Genomic DNA, 20441 nt, shown 5'->3' on the forward strand with positions numbered 1-20441 from the left:
GATTGTCCCGCACCGTGCGCGGTCCGCCGACCGTCCCGGCCGTGGCCTCGCCCACGCGCGACCCCGAGGCGGGTCGGCCCCGGCGGTGCTCAGCCGGGCGGAGCGGCCGCGGCCGTGGCGCGCGGACGGACCGTCATGGCAGCGACGGCCGAGCCGACCATCCAGGTGGCGGCGTAGAGGAAGGCCACGACGGGGGAGAAGGCGGCCCAGAGGATGCCGGCCACGACCGTTGCCCCCAGGTCGCCGAGGGACTGGATCAGCCCGAGCACGCCGAATCCGTTGCTGCGCAGGGGTTCTGGCAACGCCTTGGCGACCATCACCGACTCCGCGGTCTCGGCCAGGCCGATGCCGGCCCCGGCCAGCAGGAAGCCGCCGAGCAGGACCGCGACGCTGTGCTCCTGCCAGGCGAAGACGCTGTAGGCCACGACGTAGATGACCGCCCCGGCGGCGAAGACGGAGCGGGGGCTGCGCCGGTCGATGAGGTGCCCGCCCACCAGCGAGGCGCCGGACGCCACGGCGTTGTGCCCGGCATAGAGCAGGATCGTCAGGCTCGTGGCGGCGGTCAGGCTCCGCCCGCCGGCACCCGGCCCCTGCAACAGGGTGCTGGCGCGCAGGATGAGCAACGTCGTCGCCAGGTGGCCCACCTCGAAGAGCGCGGCCGGGACCAGCACCCGCGCCAGGCCCTGCCGGCGCAGCTCGCCGAGGCGGAACGAGAGCCGGCGCCGTCCCTCGACGGGCGCCACGGCGTGGCGCGCCGCCCGCGCGGCCACGGTGATGCTCACCGCGGCGAGGACCCCGGGCACCAGGGCGAAGAGGAGGGCGTGCCGCAGCCCCACGACCGTGACCAGCGCCGCCGCGAGCAGGGGACCCACGACCGCGCCGGCGTTGTCGCCGGCCCGCTCCAGCCCGAAGGCCCGGCCGTAGGCGGCGGGTCGGGTCAGCGAGGTGAGCAGCATGTCGCGCGCGGGGGAACGGATGCCGCGGGAGACCCAGGCGACGGCCCGCAGCGCACCGACCTGCCAGACGGCGGTCGTCAGCCCGATCGCCGCGGTGGCCAGCGCGGTGCCCAGGTAGCCCCCCGACGCGAGCCGTCCCCGCCGGTCCGGGTCGGCCGCCAGCGGCCCGCCGGCCAGCTTGCTCAGGCCGATCAGGGCGTCGGAGACACCCTCGACCGCCCCGAGCGCGGCGGGTCCGGCGTGCAGGGTGGCGGTGAGGAAGGAGGGCAGCACGCTCGTGGCGAGCTCGTGCCCGGCGTCGCTGAAGAACGAGGCGGCCCCGACCCCGGCCACCCCGGGGGTCAGCCACGGGCCCTCGGGTCCCTGCGACCCCTCGGGTGTCTGCGGCTCCCCCGGTCCCTGTGGCTCCCCGGGTGCCGGTGGTTCCTCGTTCACCCCCACCACGCCCGGCCCAGCGCGACGCCGAGGAACGCGGCGGCGACACCGGCCACGACGCTGCCGACGACGTTGACCACGGCGAGCAGGCGCGCGTCCTCCTCGGCCAGCCGCAGCGTCTCGTAGGAGAACGTGGAGTACGTCGTGAGGGCGCCGCAGAACCCGGTGCCCAGGCCGTTGCGCCAGGCCACCGGCGCGCCGGCACCGACCGCCCCGCTGACCACGCCCATGATGAGGGAGCCGACGACGTTGACGGCGAACGTGCCCCACGGGAAGACGCTGTCGTGGCGGCCCTGCACCCAGCGGTCGGTCAGGAAGCGCAGCGGGGCGCCGACGGCGGCGCCCGCCATGACGAGCAGCACCGTCACCGGGGCGCCTCCGGCTGTTGTGGTGAGGTGCCCTCCTCGGCCCCGCGGCCGGCATACCGGACCACCTCGACGTCGTCGAGCATCACCAGGCCCTCGGTGACCAGCTCCTCGAGCTCGGGCAGGAAGGCCCGCACCCGCTCGGGGCTGTCGACGATGACGATGACCACCGGCAGGTCCTCGCTGAGGCTGAGCAGTCGGGCGGTGTGGATCCGGCTGGACGCGCCGAAACCCTCGACCCCGCGCAGGACCGTCGCGCCGGCCAGCCCCGCCCGGTGGGCCCGGTGCACGATCTCGGTGAACAGCGGGCGGTGGTGGTGGCGGTCGGACTCGCCGACCATCACGGTGAGCCGCAGGGCCGGGCCGTGGAGCCTCATCGGGTCCTCCTCGTGAGCAGCGCGCGGGTCCCGGCGGCGGCCGCCCAGACCGCGAGCAGGGCGGCGGCGACGGTGGCCACCAGGTAGGCCAGGGCGGTGGGCAGCTGGCCGCCGGTGGACAGCCGCTGGATGTCGACGGCGTAGGTCGAGAACGTGGTGAAGCCGCCGAGGACACCGGTGCCGAGGAACGGGCGCAGCAGGCGGCGGCCGGTCCAGAGGTCGGTGACGAGGACCATGAGCACCCCGATGAGGGCGCAGCCGACCAGGTTGACCGCCCACGTGGTCCACGGGAACGCCGTGCCGGCGGTGGGCCACACCCGGCCGGCGGCGAACCGGGCCAGGGCGCCGAGGGCGCCACCGGCGGCGATCGTGGCGAGCAGGCTCGCCTCGTCCCGCCGGCGCCGGGTGGCCCGAGCGCGGCGACGGTCGACGTCGGGGCCGACCGGCTCACGCTCGGACAGCTCGGGCTGGGGCGGGTGCACGGGGACGATCCTGCCCGGTCGACCCGGCGCCGGGCCAGCACCGTCCGCCCACCGGCGTAGGACACCTGGGGGAGTGCTACGCCGATAGGGCGACCCCGGCAGGTCGCCGGTGGGGGTCAATGGGTGAGATCCGGCCACAGCAGTGGGCGCCGGCCCGAGGGGAGACGGCATGACACCTCGACGACGGGCGATCGTCCGGACGGCCCTCGTGGGCGCCGTGGCCCTGGCAGGCGGGGTGATGGCCCCGCTGGGCGCGGGGGCGCTGGTGACCGACGCGCCGGCCCGGACCTGGGGCGTCGGCCCGGCGACCCAGACCTCGGCGCCCGTCGGCGTCCCGCGGGTGCTGGCCATCCAGCCGATCGGCGACCGCATCGTCGTGGCGGGGACCTTCTCCAGCGTGATCGACCCCTCCGGGGTGTCCTACCCGGTCAGGAACATCGCGGTGTTCTCGGCCCGCACGGGGGCCGCCGACCTCGGCTTCCTCGGCGGGACGAACAACACGATCACGTCGCTGGCCACCGACGGCGGCTCCACGCTCTACCTCGGGGGCACGTTCGGCACCGTCAACGGCCAGACCCGCAGGGGGCTGGCCGCGCTGGACGCGACCACCGGCGCGCTGCTGGGCTGGTCCCCGAGCGTCGCGACCGGTCAGGTCGACACGCTCACCTTCTCCGGTGGCGCGGTCTACGCCGGCGGCAACTTCGACACGGTTGCCGGGTCGACCGGCACCTCGCAGGCATACCTGGCCAAGATCGACGGGTCGACCGCGGTGGTCGACACCGCCTGGACCCCGGCACCGAACGGACGGGTGCGCGCGCTCACCGTCGCCGCCGGGGGAGCAGCGCGCCTGTTCCTCGGCGGCGACTTCACGGCCGTCTCCGGCCGGTCCTCCACCAACAAGGTGGCCGCGGTCGCCCTCGGGGGCACCGGCGCGGTCGACACGGTGTTCCGGGCCGCAGCCACCAACCAGCGGTCCTACGACCCGGTCTTCGACCTGGTCTCGGACGGGTCGCGGGTCTACACCGCGACGGCCGGCTCCGGCGGGGCCTGCGCCGCCTTGGACGTCGTCACGGGCGCGCTGGTCTGGAGCGACCACAGCAACGGCAACATGCAGGGCGTGCGGCTGACTGGCGGCCGCCTCTACTGTGCCGGCCACTTCAGCGGCACCGCCTCCTTCGCCGGCCTGACGCGCTCGAAGATCGCGGCCGTCGACCCGGCCACGGGCGCCGTCTCCTCGTTCGCGCCGACCATCGACAGCTCCCAGGGGCCGTGGGCACTGGCCTCGGACGCAACGCACCTCTACCTCGGCGGTGACTTCAGCAAGGTCGCCGGCGTCCCCCAGCCGCACTTCGCGATCTTCGACGACGCCTCGATCGTCTCGGTGCCCCAGCCCCCGGGCGGCCTGCTCGCCCAGCCCGGCGACGCCGTGGTGCACCTGTCGTGGTTCGTCCCGAGCAGCGACGGCGGGTCGAGCCTGAAGAAGTACAAGGTCTACCGCAGCACCACCGCCGGCGGGCAGGACCTGACCAAGGCCCCGCTGGCGACCCTGTCCAACAGCACGTTGACCTTCGACGATGCGACGGCCACCAACGGCACCACGTACTACTACGTCGTCGTCGCCACCAACGGGCTGGGCTCCAGCGCGCCGTCCGCGGAGGCGTCGGCCCGGCCGAGCGGCACGGGGGCGGTCACCGCGCCCGGGGCCCCGACGTCGGTGGCTGCCACGAGTGCCCCCGGCACGATCCACCTCCAGTGGAACGCGCCCACCACCGACGGCGGGTCGGCGGTCACGGGCTACCAGGTCTTCCGTGGCACGACGGCCGGCGGGGAAGGCCTGAGCGTCCCGGTGGCCTCGGTGACCACGACGTCGTTCGACGACCAGGCGGGGCTCGTGGCCGGCACGACCTACTACTACGTGGTCAAGGCGGTGAACCAGGTCGGTCCGGGGGCCGCGTCGGCGGAGGTGTCGGCCGCGATGACGTCCGGGCCGCCCGCCGCGCCGGTGCTCCGCGGCACCCTGCTGGCCGGACCCCAGGTGCAGCTGACCTGGACGGTGCCGGCCGACGGCGGCTCGCCGATCACGAAGTACGTGGTGCTGCGGGACACCGTCCGCCTGACGACGCTGACGGCCACCCCGACCGGGCCGACCTCCTGGACCGACACGGCACCCTCCAGCGGCACGCACGTCTACCAGGTCAAGGCCGCCAACGCGCAGGGCAACAGCCCGCTGTCCAACAAGGTGACCCTCTCGGTGCCCTGACCTGCGCTTGTCATTCACTCACTGGTTGGTCGATGAATCCGTAAAATTTCCCCAACGCTGATCCCGTGGTGGCTAGCGTCGCCAACCGTGACCACTGTCCGGTATGCCGTGTGCTCGGGTCGGGGGGTGCGCGCCGGGCGCGCACCGGGACTGGCGATCGCCGTGGGGCTGGTGCTGGTGGGCACCCTCATGGGGCCGCTCCGGGGGGAGGCGGCCGTCGGCGCACCCGCCGACGGCCGGCACCCCGGGCCCACCACCCTCGGGTCGGCTGACCGCCGCCCGCCCACGGGCCCCAGGGTCGCGGCATACCCGGCCGACGACGCGACGAGTGCCGGCAGCGGCGCGGGGGAGCCCGCGGACGCGGTCCGGACCGGGCACGAGCAGACGACCCTCGCGCCCGGGGTGACCATGACCCGCGACCGGACCTACGACGCGGCGGGGTTCGTCGACAGCTGGGTGCTCACGACGGACCTGGCCGGGCCGACCCGGCCCCGGCTGCTGACCGGGCACCTCAGCGACCCGCAGCACCCGACCGAGCTGGCCGACGCCGCCGACGCCGTGGCCGCGACCAACGGCGACTTCTTCGCCATCAACACCACCAACGCCCCGATCGGCCCGGTCGTCCGCGACGGCCGGCTGCTCAAGGCCGACGCGGCGGGCTCGCCGCCGGTGGTGTCGTCCACCGTGGGGCTGGGGGCCTCGGGGCTCGGTCAGGTCGCGGACCTGCTGCTGGAGGGGACGGCGACGGTGGCCGGGACGACACGCCCCCTGGCCGGCCTCAACAGCAACGTCCTGCCCCGCGACGCGGTGTCCGTTTACACCCCGGACTGGGGTGCCGGCGACCGCGGCTACGTGGCCACCAGCGGCCCGGTCGTCGAGGTCGAGGTGCGCGACGGCCGCGTCAGCGAGGTCCGCGCCGAGAAGACCGGCAAGGCCGTGCCCGAGGACGGCTACGTCCTGCTCGCCGACGGCTCGGTGGCCGGGGCCCTGCTGGCCACTCCTGTGGGCAGCCCGGTCTCGGTGGACTACCACGCCCGCACCGACGCGCCGCAGCCGTGGAGCCTGGCGCTGGGCGCCCACGCGGTGCTCGTGCGCGACGGCGTGGTGGTCGCGGACGGCTCGACCGACAAGGAGCTCAAGCCGCGCACCGCGCTGGGCTGGACCGCCGACCACCGGCTGCTCATGGCGGCCTTCGACGGCTCCTCCAGCCGCTCCCGCGGCCTGACCGGCCTCGAGCTCGCCACCCGGATGAAGGGCCTCGGCGCGGTCGACGCGGTGATGCTCGACGGGGGCGGCTCGACCCAGCTGGTCACCCGCCGACCCGGGGACGAGCACGTCGCGGTGACCAACGTGCCCAGCGACGGGTCGCAGCGCCCCGTGCCGGACGCCGTCGGCCTGGTGCCGCCGCCGGGCAGCGGCCGCGCCGTGGGCATCGACGTGCGGCGCGACTCCGACCGGATGTTCCCCGGGCTCTCGCGGGACCTCGGGGCGGCCGGCTACGACGAGACGTATCGCGCTGCGCCCCTGGCGGGGACCGGCTGGCGCACCGTGCCGGCCGACCTCGCCCGGCCCGACGCCGGCGGCGTGCTGCGGGGGTGGCACAGCGGCACCGGCGAGCTCGAGGTCCGCTCGGGGCAGGTCCACTCCAGCGTGCCGCTGCGGGTCCTCGGGCCGCTGGACCGTGTCGAGGCCGACGTCGCGGCGCTTGCCCTGGAGCCCGGGGACCTGCGCGACGTGCGGGTCACCGGCCGGGACGCCGAGGGGTTCAGCGCGCCGATCGAGCCGCGCGACGTCGCGCTGGACTACGACCACGCCGTGGTCTCGGTGGCGCCACGCCCGGACGGGACGCTGCGGGTCACCGGGCTGGCCGGTGCCGACGGCACCGGGACCGTCATCGACGCGACGGTGCAGGGTCACCGGGTCCGCATCCCGGTGACGGTCGGGCTGCGCTCCACCCCGCTGTCCACCCTCGACGACGCCACTGCGTGGACGGCGCTCGCCGTCAAGGCCACCGCCTCGGTGGCTCCGGCCGACACGTCCGACCGCCCCGGCGCCATGCCCGGGGACCGAGGGATCGCGCTGCGCTACGACTTCACCCACCAGCCGGCCGGGACCAGCGCCGCCTACGCGGTGGCCCGGACGCCCCTCGTGGTCCCGCCGGGCGCGCAGCGGATCTCGTTGTGGGTCAAGGGAGACGGGCACCGGCACTGGCTCCGGGCGCAGCTGCGCTCGGGTGGCTCGACCAACGTGCCGTTCACCTTCGTCACCGAGGTCGACTGGACCGGGTGGCGCCGCGTCGAGGGCGCCATCCCCACCGGGTTCAGCGGGCCGCTGACCCTGGAGCGGCTCTACCTCGTCGAGACCGACGGCACCCGTCGGGACGCGGGCGCCGTCGTGCTGGACGACCTCGAAGCCAGGGTCGGGGTCAGCCTCGACCTGCCGGACGTCGCCGACCAGCCCGACCCGGCGATCGCCGAGCAGGATGCGCTCGCCGGCTTCGACACCCCGGCGTCGGGACGGCGCTGGCGCTTCGCGGTGCTCTCGGACACCCACGTCAACGCGGACGGGGGCACGACCTCCTACGCCTACCGGCAGACGGCCCGCGCGCTGGACGAGGTGTCCGCGGCCCGGCCGGACTTCGTGCTGCTCTCCGGCGACGGCGTGGACAGCAACCGGCCGGCCGACTTCGCCCTCTTCCAGCAGCTGCTGAAGGAGCACCTCCCGGCCGACATCCCGCTGCGGTGGGCGGTCGGCAACCACGAGTCCGGCGCGACGGCCACGGGCACCCTGGACCAGTTCGTCGCCTCGACCGGGCGCCCGACCCGCCAGGTCTTCGACGTCCACGGCAGCCGGTTCATCCTGCTCAACAGCACACTGGCGTCACTGCGCCGCTCGGACTGGTCACAGGTGCCGTGGCTCAAGGCCCAGCTCGACGCCGCGGCGCGGGACCAGTCGGTCAGCAGCGTCGTCGTCTCGATGCACCACCCCGTCCTGGACCCCACCGGCACCGGCGCCTCGCAGCTGGCCGACCCCTACGAGGGTGAGCTCGTCGAGCAGTGGCTCGCCGACTTCCGGGCCAGCAGCGGCAAGTCCGTCGCCCTGGTCACCGGTCACGCGCACACCGCGCACGTGCGGCGCGTCGACGGCGTCCTCGAGCTCAACGCGCCGGTCGTCGGCAAGACCCCGTATGGCGACGCCGGGCACGGCGGGTTCGCCGCCTGGTCCGTCGTCGAGGTCGACCCGGCGCTGGCGTCCGTGGACCCCGGCGCCCCCGACCCCGCCGCGCTGGGCTGGCTGCGCGCCGACGTGCGCCCGGTGCTCACCTCGGCCTCGATCGAGGCGCCGGCGGAGCTGGCCGTGGGCGAGGAGGTACCGGTCTCGGCGACGGCCGTCGACGAGGGGATGGGCGGCCGGGTCGTGCCGGTGCGCTACCCGATGTCGGCGCGCTGGTCCGGTGACGACGGGCTCGCCGTCGTCGCGGACGCCCACGACGCCGAGGTGGCCCGGCTGCGGCCGGGGACCGTCGCGGTGCTGGACCTGCGCACGATGGTGCTGACCGGCATACGGGCAGGGGAGGTGCGCCTGGCGGTGCGTGCGGGTGCCCTGGCAGCCGCACGGGCGGTCACCGTCGGGTCGGGCTGACCTGCGGCTGGGGCGGTGGGACGCCGGCGGCGGACCATCCGGGCGGGAGGATGCCGGACCACGGGCCCCCACGGTGTAGTCGACCCGAGCCGGACACCGCGGAGAGGGGCCAGCCATGGCACTGCACGAGTACGAGCCGGGCACGGCCTTCCCCGGCACGATCGGCCGCACGACGGAGGAGTCGACGCCGGCGTGGCCCCAGCCGGTGCGGGCCCCGGCCGGAGCCCCGAACGTCCTCATCGTCGTCCTGGACGACACCGGCTACGGGCAGCTGGGCTGCTACGGCAGCCCGATCGCGACGCCGAACATCGACTCGCTCGCAGCCGGCGGCCTGCTCTACACGAACATGCACACCACGGCGCTGTGCTCACCCTCGCGCTCGTGCGTGGTGACGGGGCGCAACCACCACGCCAACGCCATGGCCGGCATCAACGAGATCGCCACCGGCTACCCCGGGTACAACGGCTACGTCCCGTTCGAGAACGGGTTCCTGTCGGAGATGCTGGTGCAGCAAGGGTTCAGCACCTATCTGGTGGGCAAGTACCACCTGCTGCCGTCCGAGCAGGAGTCGGCCGCCGGCCCGTTCGACCGCTGGCCCCTCGGGCGGGGGTTCGAGCGCTTCTACGGCTTCCTCGGCGGCGACACCAGCCAGTGGTACCCCGAGCTGGTCTACGACAACCACCAGGTCGAGCCGCGGCGGACCCCGGAGGAGGGCTACCACCTCACCGAGGACCTCACCGACAAGGCGATCGAGTTCATCGCGGACGCCAAGCAGGTCGCCCCGCACAAGCCGTTCTACCTGCACTTCTGCCCCGGAGCCACGCACGCCCCCCACCACGTCCCCAAGGAGTGGGCCGACCGCTACCGCGGCCAGTTCGACGACGGGTGGGACGCCTACCGCGAGCGGGTCTTCGCCCGCCAGAAGGAGCTCGGGATCGTCCCCACCGGCACCCGGCTGTCCCGGCACGACCCGGACGTCCCGGCGTGGGACGAGCTGCCGGCCGACCAGCGACGGCTGTACGCCCGGATGATGGAGGTGTTCGCCGGGTTCCTCTCCCACACCGACCACCACCTCGGCCGGCTGCTGGACTACCTGCGGGATACCGGCGAGCTCGACAACACCCTGGTCATGCTCGTCTCGGACAACGGGGCCAGCGCCGAGGGCGGCGCCACCGGGACCCCGAACGAGGCCCAGTTCTTCAACAACGCACCCGAGCCGGTGCAGGAGACGCTGGAGAAGATCGACGAGCTCGGCGGGCCGTCCACGTTCAACCACTACGCGTGGGGCTGGACCTTCGCGGGGAACACCCCGTTCCGCCGGTGGAAGCGCGAGACCTATCGCGGCGGGGTCAGCGACCCGTTCATCGTGCACTGGCCCCGGGGCATCACGGCGCGCGGCGAGCTGCGCACGCAGTACGCCCACATCATCGACATGGTGCCCACCGTCCTCGACGTCCAGGGCATCGAGCCGCCGGCGACCATCCGCGGGGTGACCCAGTCGCCGTTGCACGGGGTCAGCCTCCGCTACACCTTCCACGACGCCGCGGCTCCGACGCGGCACCGCACGCAGTACTTCGAGATGCTGGGCCACCGCGCCATCGACCACGACGGGTGGCGTGCCGTGTGCCCGTGGCCCGGTCCGTCGTTCAGCGAGTCGGGCAAGCCGTTCGGGGTGCCGATCAGGGCGGCGGACCTGGCCGAGCTCGACGCGCACCACTGGGAGCTCTACCACCTGGACGAGGACCCGACCGAGAACATCAACCTCGCCGAGGCGCACCGGGACAAGCTCATCGAGCTCATTGCGCAGTGGTACGTCGAGGCCGGCAGGTACAACGTGCTCCCGATCGACGGCAGCGGCCTGCAGCGGCTCGCGACCGAACGGCCGCAGGTCGCCGAGGCACGCGACCACTACGAGTTCCGGCCCGGAACCCAGGCCGTGCCCTACTTCTCCGGTCCCCGGGTCCTGAACCGGCCGCACAGCATCACCGCCGACGTCGAGATCGCCCCTGACGGCGGCAACGACGGCGTCCTGATCTCCCAGGGCTCCGGCGTCGGCGGCTGGGCGCTGTACCTGCACCAGGGGAGGCTGCACTACGCCCACAACTACGTCGGGCGGGCGGTCTACCGCGTCGCCTCCCCGGACCCGGTGCCGCCGGGCCGGCACCGGCTCCGGTACGAGTTCGAGCCCACCGGTCAGGCTGACCTGGCCCACGGCCGCGGAGCCCCGGGGCGGGCCCAGCTGTACATCGACGAGGTGCTCGTCGCCCAGGAGCAGCTCCCGGTGACGATCCCGCTGTTGATCAACCCCGGCCCCACCGTGTGCGGCTACAACCACGGCTCGCCGGTGAGTCCCGACTACCGCTCCCCGTTCCGGTTTACCGGGACCCTGCACACGGTGGTCGTGGACGTCTCCGGTGAGCTGATCACCGACAGCGAGACGGAGATGCGCCTGGCCATGGCACGCCAGTAGCCGCCCGGTGGCGTACGTGCCCGGGATACGCATCGAGCCCCTGGCCCGGACTGCTCCGGGTCAGGGGCTCGATCCTTGTGGGGTGTCGAGTCGCGCTGCGCCGGGGGATCATGGCGCGAGCCGCCTGTGGAGAGGGCCGCGCCCGACCGGACCCGGCCGGGCAGTTGCGCGTCGGGGTCAGCTGGTGAGCCGGTTCAGCAGCCCCTTCATCTCGGCGATCTCCCTGGCCTGGCTGCTCTGGATGGACCTTGCGAGGTCCCTGGACCGGACGTCCTTGCCGGAGCTGAGCTCCTTCCGGGCCATCACGAGCGCGCCCTGGTGGTGCTGGATCATCATCTGCACCCACAGCCGGTCGAACTCGGCACCGGAGGCACCACCGAGCTTGTCCATGTCCTGCATGGACATCATCCCCTCCATGGGCATGGTGTGGCCGCTGACCGCGGGCACCGGCTGGCGCCAGTCCGTGAGCCAGCCGCTCATGCGGGTGATCTCGGGGTCCTGGGCCGCCTTGATCCGGGTGGCGAGCTGCTTGACCCGCACGTCGGTGGCCTTCCGTAGCGCCAGGTCGGCCATCTCCACCGCCTGACCGTGGTGCGGGATCATCGCCGTCGCGAACTGCACGTCGGCGCCGTTGTGCGGCCCGGCCGCGGCAGACCCGGCGGCGCTGGAGCCGCTGGTGGGCGTGTGGCCGGCGGCATGGTCGGCCGAGCTGGTGCAGGCGGTCAGCAGGGCGGCGGCCGCGAGGGCGCCGGGCAGGGCGAATCGGTGCGCGAAGGTGCGCATGGTGAGGTCTTCCTTCCGTCAGGTTTCACAAGGGTCGGTGCACGGTCGAACCCGGCGACCTACGTGCGGGAGATGCACAACCTCGTGAGTGACGGGGCCGGACGGGCGCGGGCCGGCGGGGCGTGGCGGGGACCCGCCGCTGCGCGGGTGAGCGGTGCGAGCCGGGACGTCTCCTGGCTCCGGCGGGCCCGGGCCAGGGCCAGGGCGAGTCCGGAGAGCGTCAGCGCCCCCATGCAGACCGGACCCATGTCGTGGCCGGCGTGCTGGGTCTCGGCGTCGAGGACGGTGACCGGGGGTGCTGCGATGGTCGCAGCCATCCCCTGGTCAGGCCCCGGCGCCCCGGAGCCCGGTTCACCGCTCGCGCCGACCATGTGGTGCGAGGGGTGCCTGGCGGTCGCCATGCCCATGTCGTGGTTGCTGGTGAGCCCGTGCATCACCAGCACCCCGAGCAGCACGGGCAGGACGACAAGCCACCGGCGGAGGTCGCGCAGGGTCGTTCGCGCGCTCGGGGTGGCCATGACAGCCGAGGTTAGCCACCTCTCGCGCGGCGGTTTCCGGCGCCGTGCGGGAGGAGTGACTCAGCCCTCGCCGGGACCATGGCCCTGCCAGCGGGGGGCGCCGTTGGGCACGCTGGTCCCGGGGCGAGTGAGCGGCCGCCGGACCAGTGGAGGGGCGCAAACCCCTGGAGGCACGGGTGGACCAGAGGATGAGGACCACCGTCCTGGAGGTGGGCGGGCCGAACTGGGCGTCCTCGGACGCCATCGTGCAGAAGGTCCTGTCCCGGCAACCGGGCGTGATTGCCGTCGATGCCAACGCGGTCGCGCAGACGGCCACGGTGACCTACGACCCGGCCCGCACGAACGTTGTGCAACTCGCCGGGTGGGTGCGCGACTGCGGCTACCACTGCGCCGGGATGTCGGTGCCCGAGCACGTCTGCGACCCGTTGATCGAGCCGGGCGCGGTCGTCGCGGCCGTGCCGACGCCCGTTGCCCCACCGGTGGCGCCTGCTGCGGCCCCTGAGCACGCGGCCCACGGCGCGGACATGTCGATGGCGGCGATGGTCGCCGACATGCGCAACCGGTTCCTGGTCGCGGCTGTGCTCTCGGTGCCGGTGCTGCTGTGGTCCCCGATCGGACGCGAGGTGCTCGGGTTCACGACCCCGGCGCCGTTCGGCCTGCGCGACGACGTGTTCTCGCTGCTGCTGTCCCTGCCGGTGGTGTTCTACTCGGCGTGGATCTTCTTCGCCGGTGCGTGGCAGGCGCTCAAGGCCCGCACCCTGGACATGATGGTGCTGGTTGCGGTGGCGGTCGGCGCCGGCTGGCTCTACAGCGTGGCGGTCACCCTCACCGGCGGCGGGGACGTGTTCTACGAGGCGGCCACCGTGCTGACCGCCTTCGTCCTGCTGGGGCACTGGTTCGAGATGCGCGCCCGCGGTGGGGCCAATGACGCCATCCGCACGCTGCTGCAGCTCGCGCCGCCCAGGGCGCTCGTGGTCCGGGACGGGGACCCGGTGGAGGTGCCCACCGATCAGGTGGTGGTCGGTGACCTGCTGCTGGTGCGCCCCGGAGGCAAGGTGCCCGTCGACGGTGTCGTGGAGGACGGCCGCTCCGAGGTGGACGAGTCGATGGTGACGGGCGAGAGCCTTCCGGTGTCGAAGACGGCGGGGTCGATGGTGATCGGGGCGTCGGTCAACACGACCGGCACGCTGCGGGTGCGGGCCACGAAGGTCGGTGCGGACACCGCGCTGGCGCAGATCGTGGCGCTGGTGCAGGAGGCGCAGAACTCCAAGGCACCCGGGCAGCGGCTGGCCGACCGGGCTGCCTTCTGGCTGGTGCTGGTGGCCCTCCTCGGCGGGACGGCCACGCTGGTGGCGTGGCTGGTCTCCGGTGCGAGCTTGGAGACCGCCCTGCTGTTCGCGATCACGGTCGTGGTGATCACCTGCCCGGACGCCCTGGGCCTGGCGACGCCGACCGCCATCATGGTCGGCTCCGGTCTGGGTGCCCAGCGGGGCGTGCTGTTCAAGAACGCCACCGCGCTGGAGACCTCCGCCCGCATCGACACCGTTGTCATGGACAAGACCGGCACCCTGACCAAGGGTCGGCCGGAGGTGACCGACCTGGTCATCGATGGCATGACGGAGCAGGAGCTGCTGGCGCTGGTCGCGGCGGTCGAGCGCGAGTCCGAGCATCCCCTTGCGGCAGCGGTCGTCGCCCACGCCGACCAGCTGGCTACCCCGGTGCTGAAGGCCGGCGACTTCCGCAACGTGCCTGGCCACGGCGCCATCGCCGTCGTGGCCGGTCGGCAGGTTGCCGTGGGCAACCGGGCCCTCATGACCGCAGAGGACATCGACACCGCGGCCCTGCTGGACCGGCGCGACGGGCTGGCCTCCACAGGGCGCACCGCGGTGATGGTCGCCGTGGACGGGCGCGCCGCCGGGATCATCGCCCTGGCCGACGCCCCGCGGGAGACTTCTGCAGCCGCGGTGGCCGCGCTGCACGAGGTCGGCGTCCAGGTGGTCATGCTCACCGGCGACAACGAGGCCACCGCCCGCCGGATCGCGGGGCAGCTGGGGATCGACACGGTCATCGCCGAGGTCCTGCCCGGCGACAAGTCGGCCAAGGTCGCCGAGCTGCAACAGTCCGGCCGGCGCGTCGCGATGGTCGGAGACGGGGTCAATGACGCCCCAGCGCTGGCCCAGGCCGACCTCGGCATCGCCATCGGGGCCGGCACCGACGTGGCGATCGAGACCGCCGACGTGGTGCTGATGCGCTCGGACCCGCTGGACGTGCCCATCGCCCTGCTGATCGGGCGCGGCACGCTGCGCAAGATGCGGCAGAACCTGGGCTGGGCGGTGGGCTACAACGCCATCGCGTTGCCCATCGCGGCCGGGGTGTTCGAGCCGGCGTTCGGCCTGGTCCTGCGACCGGAGATCGCCGCCCTGACCATGTCCGGCTCCAGCTTCCTGGTCGCGGTGAACGCCCTGCTGCTCAAGCGGTTGCGGCTTCCGGCGCCACCCGCGGCGGGGCCGGCCGCTGTCCTGGCACCCGCCCGGGCCCCGGCCCATCCGGTCCGTTAGCCCTGCGGCCATGGACACCCGCCTGGCGGCCGGCCTCCGCCGGGATCACCCGGCCGTTTGCCCCCGGCGATCCGACGGGGACAGCGAAACGCATCGAGCCCCTGACCCGGACTGCTCCGGGTCAGGGGCTCGATCCCTGTGGGGTGAGTGACGGGACTTGAACCCGCGACATCTGCGACCACAACGCAGCGCTCTACCAGCTGAGCTACACCCACCATGCCGAACGACCGCCGCGTGCGACGGTCGCGTGTTCAGCGGCGCCTATCGTACTAGGTCTTGCCGGTGCTGCTGACCACCCCCCGGTCCAGGGGCCTGCGGACCGGCCGGGGGAGCGCGTCATCGCAGGTCAGGCGCCCTCGGCCGGGATCTCGTGGCGTGCCGCCATCTCCTTGGCGGCGTCGGAGTCCGGGCCGGGCTGGGGGACGAAGACGGCCTCACGGTAGTAGCGCAGCTCGGCGATGCTCTCGCGGATGTCGGCCAGGGCGCGGTGGCCGCCGGACTTCTTGGGGGAGTTGAAGTACGCCCGCGGGTACCACCGCCGGGACAGCTCCTTGATCGAGGAGACGTCGATGATCCGGTAGTGCAGGTGGGCCTCGAGCTCGGCCATGTCGCGGGCGAGGAAGTTGCGGTCGGTGCCGACGGTGTTGCCGCCGAGGGGCGCCTTGCGCGGCTCGGGCACCCACTCGCGCACGTAGGCGAGGACCTGGGCCTGCGCGTCCTCGAGGCTGATGCCGCCGTCGAGCTCGGCGAGCAGCCCGCTGGTCGTGTGCATGTCGCGGACGAAGTCGTCCATCTGCTCCAGCGCCGCCGCCGGGGGCTTGATCACCAGGTCGACGCCGTCGCCGAGCTGGTTGAGCTCGAAGTCGGTGACCAGGGCGGCCACCTCGATGAGCGCGTCGTTCTCCAGGCTCAGCCCGGTCATCTCGCAGTCGATCCACACGATCCGGTCGTTGGTCGCGCGGTCGTTCCCGTTCGTCGTCACGCAGGACACCCTACGGGGGAGGCTGCACTAGCCTGCCCGACATGACGTGGGGAGCCCGGTCGGTCATCCGTCGCTGGATCCAGGGCGCTGTGATGGTCGTGGGCTTCGGGGTGTGCGCGCTGGTGCTGGGGGAGGCGGCCGGCGTCAGCGCCGGAGTGGGGGCCTCGCTCCTCGGCGTCCTGTTCGCCGTGCTGCCGCTCGGCGTCGTCGTCCCGGCCTTCCTGTGGCTGGACCGGTTCGAGGCCGAGCCGCCACGGCTGCTGGTCCTGACCTTCCTCTGGGGCGCGCTGGTCGCCAGCGCCGGGGCCCTGGTCCTCAACACCTCGACGATGATCGCGCTGCGCAACGCCGGGCAGGACCCGCTCACGCTGGGCTCGGTGGTGGTCGCCCCGGTGGTCGAGGAGACGCTCAAGGGCCTGGTGGTGCTGCTCATCTGGCGGCTGCGGCGCCAGGAGTTCGACGGGATCGTCGACGGCATGGTCTACGCCGGCATCAGCGCGGCGGGGTTCGCCTTCGCGGAGAACATCTTCTACCTGGCGCGGGCGTTCCACGACACCGGCGGCGCCGGCCTCGCCACGGTGTTCTTCCTGCGCGGGGTCATGGGCCCCTTCGCCCACCCGGTCTTCACGATCTGCACCGGCATCGGGCTGGGGGTCGCGGCCACGACCCGTCGTCGGGACGTCCTGGTGCTGGCGCCGCTCCTGGGGTGGCTCGTCGCCGTCGGGCTGCACGCGACGTGGAACCTCACCACGGTCGCCGGGATCCAGGGCTTCCTCGCCGCCTACGTCTTCCTCCAGGTCCCGGTCTTCGCCATGTTCCTCGGCGTCGCGGTCTGGGCCCGTCGACGCGAGGGACGGCTGATCGGCCAGCATCTGAGGCCCTACGCGGAGGCGGGCTGGCTGACCTACCCCGAGGTCGCGATGCTGGCCTCGATGCCGGACCGGCGGCGCGCGCGGGTGTGGGCCAGGCTCACCGGCGGCCGCAGCTCCCTGGCCGCGATGACCTCGTTCCAGGACGCGGCCAGCGAGCTGGCCCTGTTGCGGATGCGCATGGCGCGCGGCGCGGCCGGCGAGCAGGCGGGCGCCCGGGAGCAGGTGCTCCTGCAGGCCCTGGTCTCCCGCCGGCACGAGTTCGTCGGGTCCCGCCTCACCTGAGCGCCCCCGTCAGGGCAGGTGCACGGCAGCCAGCAACGCGGCATACGAGCGGACGAGCGCGGCGCGCTCCTGCGCGACGAGCGGGCTCGTGCGGTGGTTGCCCTCGCGGACCCACAGGTCGGACAGGCGCATCGCTTCGGCGCGCTGCTCCGCCGCGAGGCGGACGCTCGCCGGGTCGACCTGGTAGGTGTGCGCATACAGCGCCTGCAGGGCCTGCACGAGCTGCTCGACGGCCTCCGGGGTCGCAGGTTCGGGGCTGCGCTGCACGCCCCGGTGGACCCGCCACCACTCGACCTCGAGCCGGGCCGCCTCGGTGACGTCGAAGTCCTCCTCGTGGGTTTGCGCCACCAGCGCGTAGAAGCGCCGCATGAACCGCCGCGCCGCGGCCGGGTCGTTGTCCGGGTAGGGCGCCCAGACCTGGTTGGCGCGCAGCACCCACCACGCGCCGAGAGCGGTGCGGACCCGGCTCAGGCCGAAGGCATGGCGCACCACGCGCACCGCGGCGACGAGGAACGGCCACCACTCGCGCCGGTAGTAGCTGACCCACGTCTGGCACTCCAGCGCGCCGACCAGACGCGGGTCGAACGAGCGCATCGGCGGGGTCGTCGGTGTCTCCTGCACGTTTCCAGTGAAGCGGCTCGGAGTCCCGGCCGCGTCCGACACGCGGCGCACGGTGAGTGGTCCCTTCGGTCGGGTCGGCCGGACCGACCCGTGGTATGCCGGGTGCTCCCCTACACTTCTGGCGTCCCGGGCGATGCGCTCGCCCTTGGGCGCGCCCTCGTAGCTCAGCTGGATAGAGCAAGAGCCTTCTAATCTCTAGGTCGCAGGTTCGAGTCCTGCCGGGGGCACCACCACGTTCACGCAGGTCGGGAACCACTCCTGCGCGTCCTCGCCCGGCCGAGGGCGGCGCCGGACGCCGTGAGAGCCGCCGCGGCGCGTCGTCTCCGCTGTCAGTGCAGGACGACGATCACGAGGTCCTTCAGCACGATCATCAGGGCCCCGAGGCCCCCGGTGACGAGCATGGCGACCAGCGCCTGCGTGCCGTGCAGCCCCGCGGCGCGGCCGGCCGCCCGGCCGTGGACGAGCAGCAGGACGACCGCCGCGACGAGGGCCAGGTTGGCCGCCATGGAGGCGTCGACCTGCAGCAGGCGTGCGGCGACGAGGACCAGCACCGGCAGGTAGCAGGCGGTGACCATGGGCCAGGTGCTCGCCAGCCCCGCCCGGATCCTCGGCCAGGTCGGCAGGTGCCCGATCTCGGTCGGCTCGGCCAGCAGCTCGGCGTACTGCTCGGCCACCCAGTACACGAGCAGGGTGATGAGGACCCCGGCCGCGAGCGCCAGGGTTGGCAGCTGGTCGCCGGCTGCCGCCAGGACGGCGGCGGTGATGATGGTCCCGTAGATCCCCGCGGCCCGTCGTCTGCCCTCGGGCATCGGGGCGGGAGGGCCTCCCGCTGCGGGCTGACCGGTATCCCGCGGCTGTGCGCGCACGGAGGGGCCGTCCCCGGCACCTGCCGCTGCCGAGCCGTCCCCGGCACCCGTCGCTGTCGCTGCCGGGCCGTCCCAGGACCAGCCGGGCAGCGGCAGGTGCGCGGGCACGGCGTCGGCGGAGTCGGGGTAGCGAGCCATCTGGGTGGTCGCCCACGCGAAGTAGTCGTGCAGCGCCTCGCGCAGCGGCTCCGCGGTCAGGCCCGCGTCCACCAGGGCCTGGTCGAAGCAGGCGACCGCCCGGCGGTCCATCTCGTCGTGCTCGCCCTCCCCGCTGTGCAGCCGCACCACCGAGGTCTCGTCGCCGTAGGTGTCGGTGTAGGTGGAGGGCCCGCCCAGCGCCTCGCCCCAGTACGCCGCGAGGCGCAGCGTGTGCTCGGGGTGGAACCCGTGGTGGAAGGCGTGGCTGACCACCTCGTCGGCCAGCACCCGCTCGTGCCACGCCGCGGCCAGCCGCAGCATGCCGGCCTCGCCGCCCGCCGCGTCATACAGGCTCTGCGTGCTGTCCACCCTCCCCACACTGGCACACGGGTGCCCCCGCGCCCGGCGGTTCGCGGGAACGGCGTGCCAAGGGGTGAGGCGACCGGGTCGGCGGGTCATCCGGAAGGCGGTGCCCCGGCGCGCGCCGGGCGCGCAGAATCGGTCATCCACACAGGAGGAGGCAGACATGGGGACGCAGCTCAACCCCTACCTGGGGTTCCGCGACAACGCGCGCGAGGCGATGGACTTCTACCAGTCGGTGTTCGGCGGCGAGGTCGTGCGCAGCACGTTCGGGGAGTTCCACGCCAGCCAGGACCCGGCCGAGCAGGACAAGGTGATGCACTCCCAGCTCACCACCGAGGGCGGGATGGTGCTCATGGCGTCGGACACGCCGAACGCGATGGACTACCACCCGGGCGACAACTACTCGGTCTCCCTCAGTGGCGACGACGAGGCCGAGCTCCGGGGCTACTGGGACAAGCTGTCCGGCGGTGGCAAGGTGACCGTGCCGCTGGAGAAGGCGCCGTGGGGTGACATGTTCGGCATGTGCACGGACAAGTTCGGGGTCGCCTGGCTGGTCAACATCTCCGGGGCGCCGTCGCCGTCCTGACGCCCCGCGTCCTGGCCGCTGCCCTCGGGCGCGTCAAGCGCGTGGTGGCAGGGATGGTGGTGCGAAAACTGCTGTGATCACGGCGGTTGTGCTGCCACCATCGCTGCCACCATGCGCCAGCACCCCGTCGAGTACACCGACCCGCGACTCGTGGCGCTCTACGACGCGCTCAACCCGTTCGCCGCGGACACCGCGTTCTACCTCGACCTCGCCGCGACGCACCCGGACGCGGCCGTCCTCGACATCGGCTGCGGGACCGGGCTGCTGGCGTGCGAGCTGGCTGCCCGGGGCCATGCGGTGACCGCCGTGGACCCGGCGGCGCCGATGCTCGACGTCGCCCGCACGCGTCCCGGCGGCGAGGCCGTGCGGTGGGTCCACGGCACCGCCGGGGACGCCGAGGCAGCCGGCGCGGACCTGGCGGTGATGACCGGGCACGTGGCCCAGGTCTTCCTCGACGAAGCCGACTGGGAGGCCGCGCTGGGTGCGGCGCACCGGGCGCTGCGCCCCGGCGGCCGGCTCGCGTTCGAGAGCCGCAACCCTGCCCTCGCGCCGTGGCGCGGTTGGACCCCGCAGGCCTCCCGCCGCGAGGTGCCCGACGTCGACGGCGCACCGGTGGAGGTGTGGACGCAGCTGCTCGAGGAGAGCGCGGGCCTGGTCGCCTTCGAGAACCACTACCGCTTCGCCCGCCCCGGCCGGGAGCTGGTGTCGACGAGCGTCCTGCGCTTCCGCACCCGTCAGGAGCTGGTGGCCTCCGTGGAGGCCGCCGGCTTCGCGGTGACCGACGTGCTCGGCGACTGGGACGGCCGGCCCCCCACCGACACCAGCCGCGAGCTCATCGTGGTGGCGCAGCGGCGGTGAGCCGCGTGCGCCAGGTGGGCACGCGCG

16 protein-coding genes and 2 tRNA genes are annotated in these 20441 nt (G+C 73.7%); 8 read left to right on the forward strand and 10 right to left on the reverse strand.

Features of this window, described 5'->3' with window-relative positions; all coding sequences use genetic code 11:
• Window positions 1-89: 89 nt before the first annotated feature.
• The 4 genes from AC3ANM_RS17575 to AC3ANM_RS17590 are packed head-to-tail and all read right to left on the reverse strand — an operon-like array spanning window position 90 to window position 2615.
• Window positions 90-1391: an MFS transporter gene (locus AC3ANM_RS17575; RefSeq protein ID WP_488285705.1), complete on the reverse strand. Its 1302-nt coding sequence runs from the start codon at window positions 1389-1391 to the stop codon at window positions 90-92.
• Entirely contained in the window at window positions 1388-1759 is a 372-nt protein-coding gene (gene crcB, locus AC3ANM_RS17580) for a fluoride efflux transporter CrcB (RefSeq protein WP_488285706.1), read from the reverse strand. The genes AC3ANM_RS17575 and crcB overlap by 4 nt, the downstream gene beginning before the upstream one ends.
• Complete coding sequence (locus AC3ANM_RS17585) at window positions 1756-2133, reverse strand: DUF190 domain-containing protein (protein WP_488285707.1); 378 nt, start codon at window positions 2131-2133, stop codon at window positions 1756-1758. Before AC3ANM_RS17585 ends, crcB begins: the two co-directional genes overlap by 4 nt.
• A complete protein-coding gene (locus AC3ANM_RS17590) occupies window positions 2130-2615 on the reverse strand; it encodes a fluoride efflux transporter FluC (RefSeq protein ID WP_488285708.1) in 486 nt (161 codons plus the stop codon). Before AC3ANM_RS17590 ends, AC3ANM_RS17585 begins: the two co-directional genes overlap by 4 nt.
• A gap of 169 nt (window positions 2616-2784) precedes the next feature.
• On the opposite strand from AC3ANM_RS17590, the gene AC3ANM_RS17595 reads away from it, so the two are divergent.
• The 3 genes from AC3ANM_RS17595 to AC3ANM_RS17605 all read left to right on the forward strand — a co-directional run bounded on the left by AC3ANM_RS17595 (window position 2785) and on the right by AC3ANM_RS17605 (window position 10987).
• The gene (locus AC3ANM_RS17595) at window positions 2785-4875 is read left to right on the forward strand and encodes a fibronectin type III domain-containing protein (protein WP_488285709.1); all 2091 of its coding nucleotides are present in this window, start codon (window positions 2785-2787) and stop codon (window positions 4873-4875) included.
• 87 nt (window positions 4876-4962) lie between these two features.
• The gene (locus AC3ANM_RS17600) at window positions 4963-8517 is read left to right on the forward strand and encodes a phosphodiester glycosidase family protein (RefSeq protein WP_488285710.1); all 3555 of its coding nucleotides are present in this window, start codon (window positions 4963-4965) and stop codon (window positions 8515-8517) included.
• A 115-nt stretch (window positions 8518-8632) separates the two neighbouring features.
• Window positions 8633-10987 (forward strand): arylsulfatase, encoded by a 2355-nt coding sequence (locus AC3ANM_RS17605; protein ID WP_488285711.1) that lies wholly within the window; start codon window positions 8633-8635, stop codon window positions 10985-10987.
• Window positions 10988-11164: 177 nt separating this feature from the next.
• On the opposite strand, the gene AC3ANM_RS17610 is transcribed toward AC3ANM_RS17605, so the two are convergent.
• Window positions 11165-11770, reverse strand: coding sequence for a DUF305 domain-containing protein (locus tag AC3ANM_RS17610; protein ID WP_488285712.1), 606 nt, complete (start codon window positions 11768-11770; stop codon window positions 11165-11167).
• A gap of 59 nt (window positions 11771-11829) precedes the next feature.
• Window positions 11830-12288, reverse strand: a complete 459-nt coding sequence (locus AC3ANM_RS17615; RefSeq protein WP_488285713.1) for a DUF6153 family protein — start codon at window positions 12286-12288, stop codon at window positions 11830-11832.
• Between the two features lie 188 nt (window positions 12289-12476).
• On the opposite strand from AC3ANM_RS17615, the gene AC3ANM_RS17620 reads away from it, so the two are divergent.
• Window positions 12477-14846 carry a heavy metal translocating P-type ATPase gene (locus AC3ANM_RS17620; protein WP_488285714.1) on the forward strand — a complete coding sequence of 790 codons (2370 nt, stop codon included), beginning with the start codon at window positions 12477-12479 and terminating at the stop codon, window positions 14844-14846.
• A 139-nt stretch (window positions 14847-14985) separates the two neighbouring features.
• Here the strand turns inward: AC3ANM_RS17620 and AC3ANM_RS17625 are convergent.
• Together AC3ANM_RS17625 and orn are read right to left on the reverse strand one after the other, a co-directional pair.
• Window positions 14986-15061 (reverse strand) — tRNA-His (locus AC3ANM_RS17625).
• Window positions 15062-15192: 131 nt separating this feature from the next.
• A complete protein-coding gene (gene orn / locus AC3ANM_RS17630; protein WP_488285715.1) occupies window positions 15193-15828 on the reverse strand; it encodes an oligoribonuclease in 636 nt (211 codons plus the stop codon).
• Between the two features lie 41 nt (window positions 15829-15869).
• On the opposite strand from orn, the gene AC3ANM_RS17635 reads away from it, so the two are divergent.
• Window positions 15870-16982, forward strand: a complete 1113-nt coding sequence (locus AC3ANM_RS17635; RefSeq protein WP_488285716.1) for a PrsW family intramembrane metalloprotease — start codon at window positions 15870-15872, stop codon at window positions 16980-16982.
• Window positions 16983-16991: 9 nt separating this feature from the next.
• On the opposite strand, the gene AC3ANM_RS17640 is transcribed toward AC3ANM_RS17635, so the two are convergent.
• Window positions 16992-17603, reverse strand: coding sequence for a hypothetical protein (locus tag AC3ANM_RS17640; protein WP_488285717.1), 612 nt, complete (start codon window positions 17601-17603; stop codon window positions 16992-16994).
• 153 nt (window positions 17604-17756) lie between these two features.
• Here AC3ANM_RS17640 and AC3ANM_RS17645 point away from each other — a divergent pair.
• A tRNA-Arg gene (locus AC3ANM_RS17645) sits at window positions 17757-17833 on the forward strand.
• Window positions 17834-17932: 99 nt separating this feature from the next.
• Here the strand turns inward: AC3ANM_RS17645 and AC3ANM_RS17650 are convergent.
• Entirely contained in the window at window positions 17933-18976 is a 1044-nt protein-coding gene (locus AC3ANM_RS17650; RefSeq protein ID WP_488285718.1) for a group II truncated hemoglobin, read from the reverse strand.
• A gap of 157 nt (window positions 18977-19133) precedes the next feature.
• Between AC3ANM_RS17650 and AC3ANM_RS17655 the strand changes: the two genes are divergently transcribed.
• Window positions 19134-19556: a VOC family protein gene (locus AC3ANM_RS17655; RefSeq protein ID WP_488285719.1), complete on the forward strand. Its 423-nt coding sequence runs from the start codon at window positions 19134-19136 to the stop codon at window positions 19554-19556.
• Window positions 19557-19667: 111 nt separating this feature from the next.
• Complete coding sequence (locus AC3ANM_RS17660; protein WP_488285720.1) at window positions 19668-20414, forward strand: class I SAM-dependent methyltransferase; 747 nt, start codon at window positions 19668-19670, stop codon at window positions 20412-20414.
• Window positions 20415-20441 lie beyond the last annotated feature (27 nt).

It is taken from the genome of Oryzihumus sp. JJN4-3R (assembly GCF_057747915.1).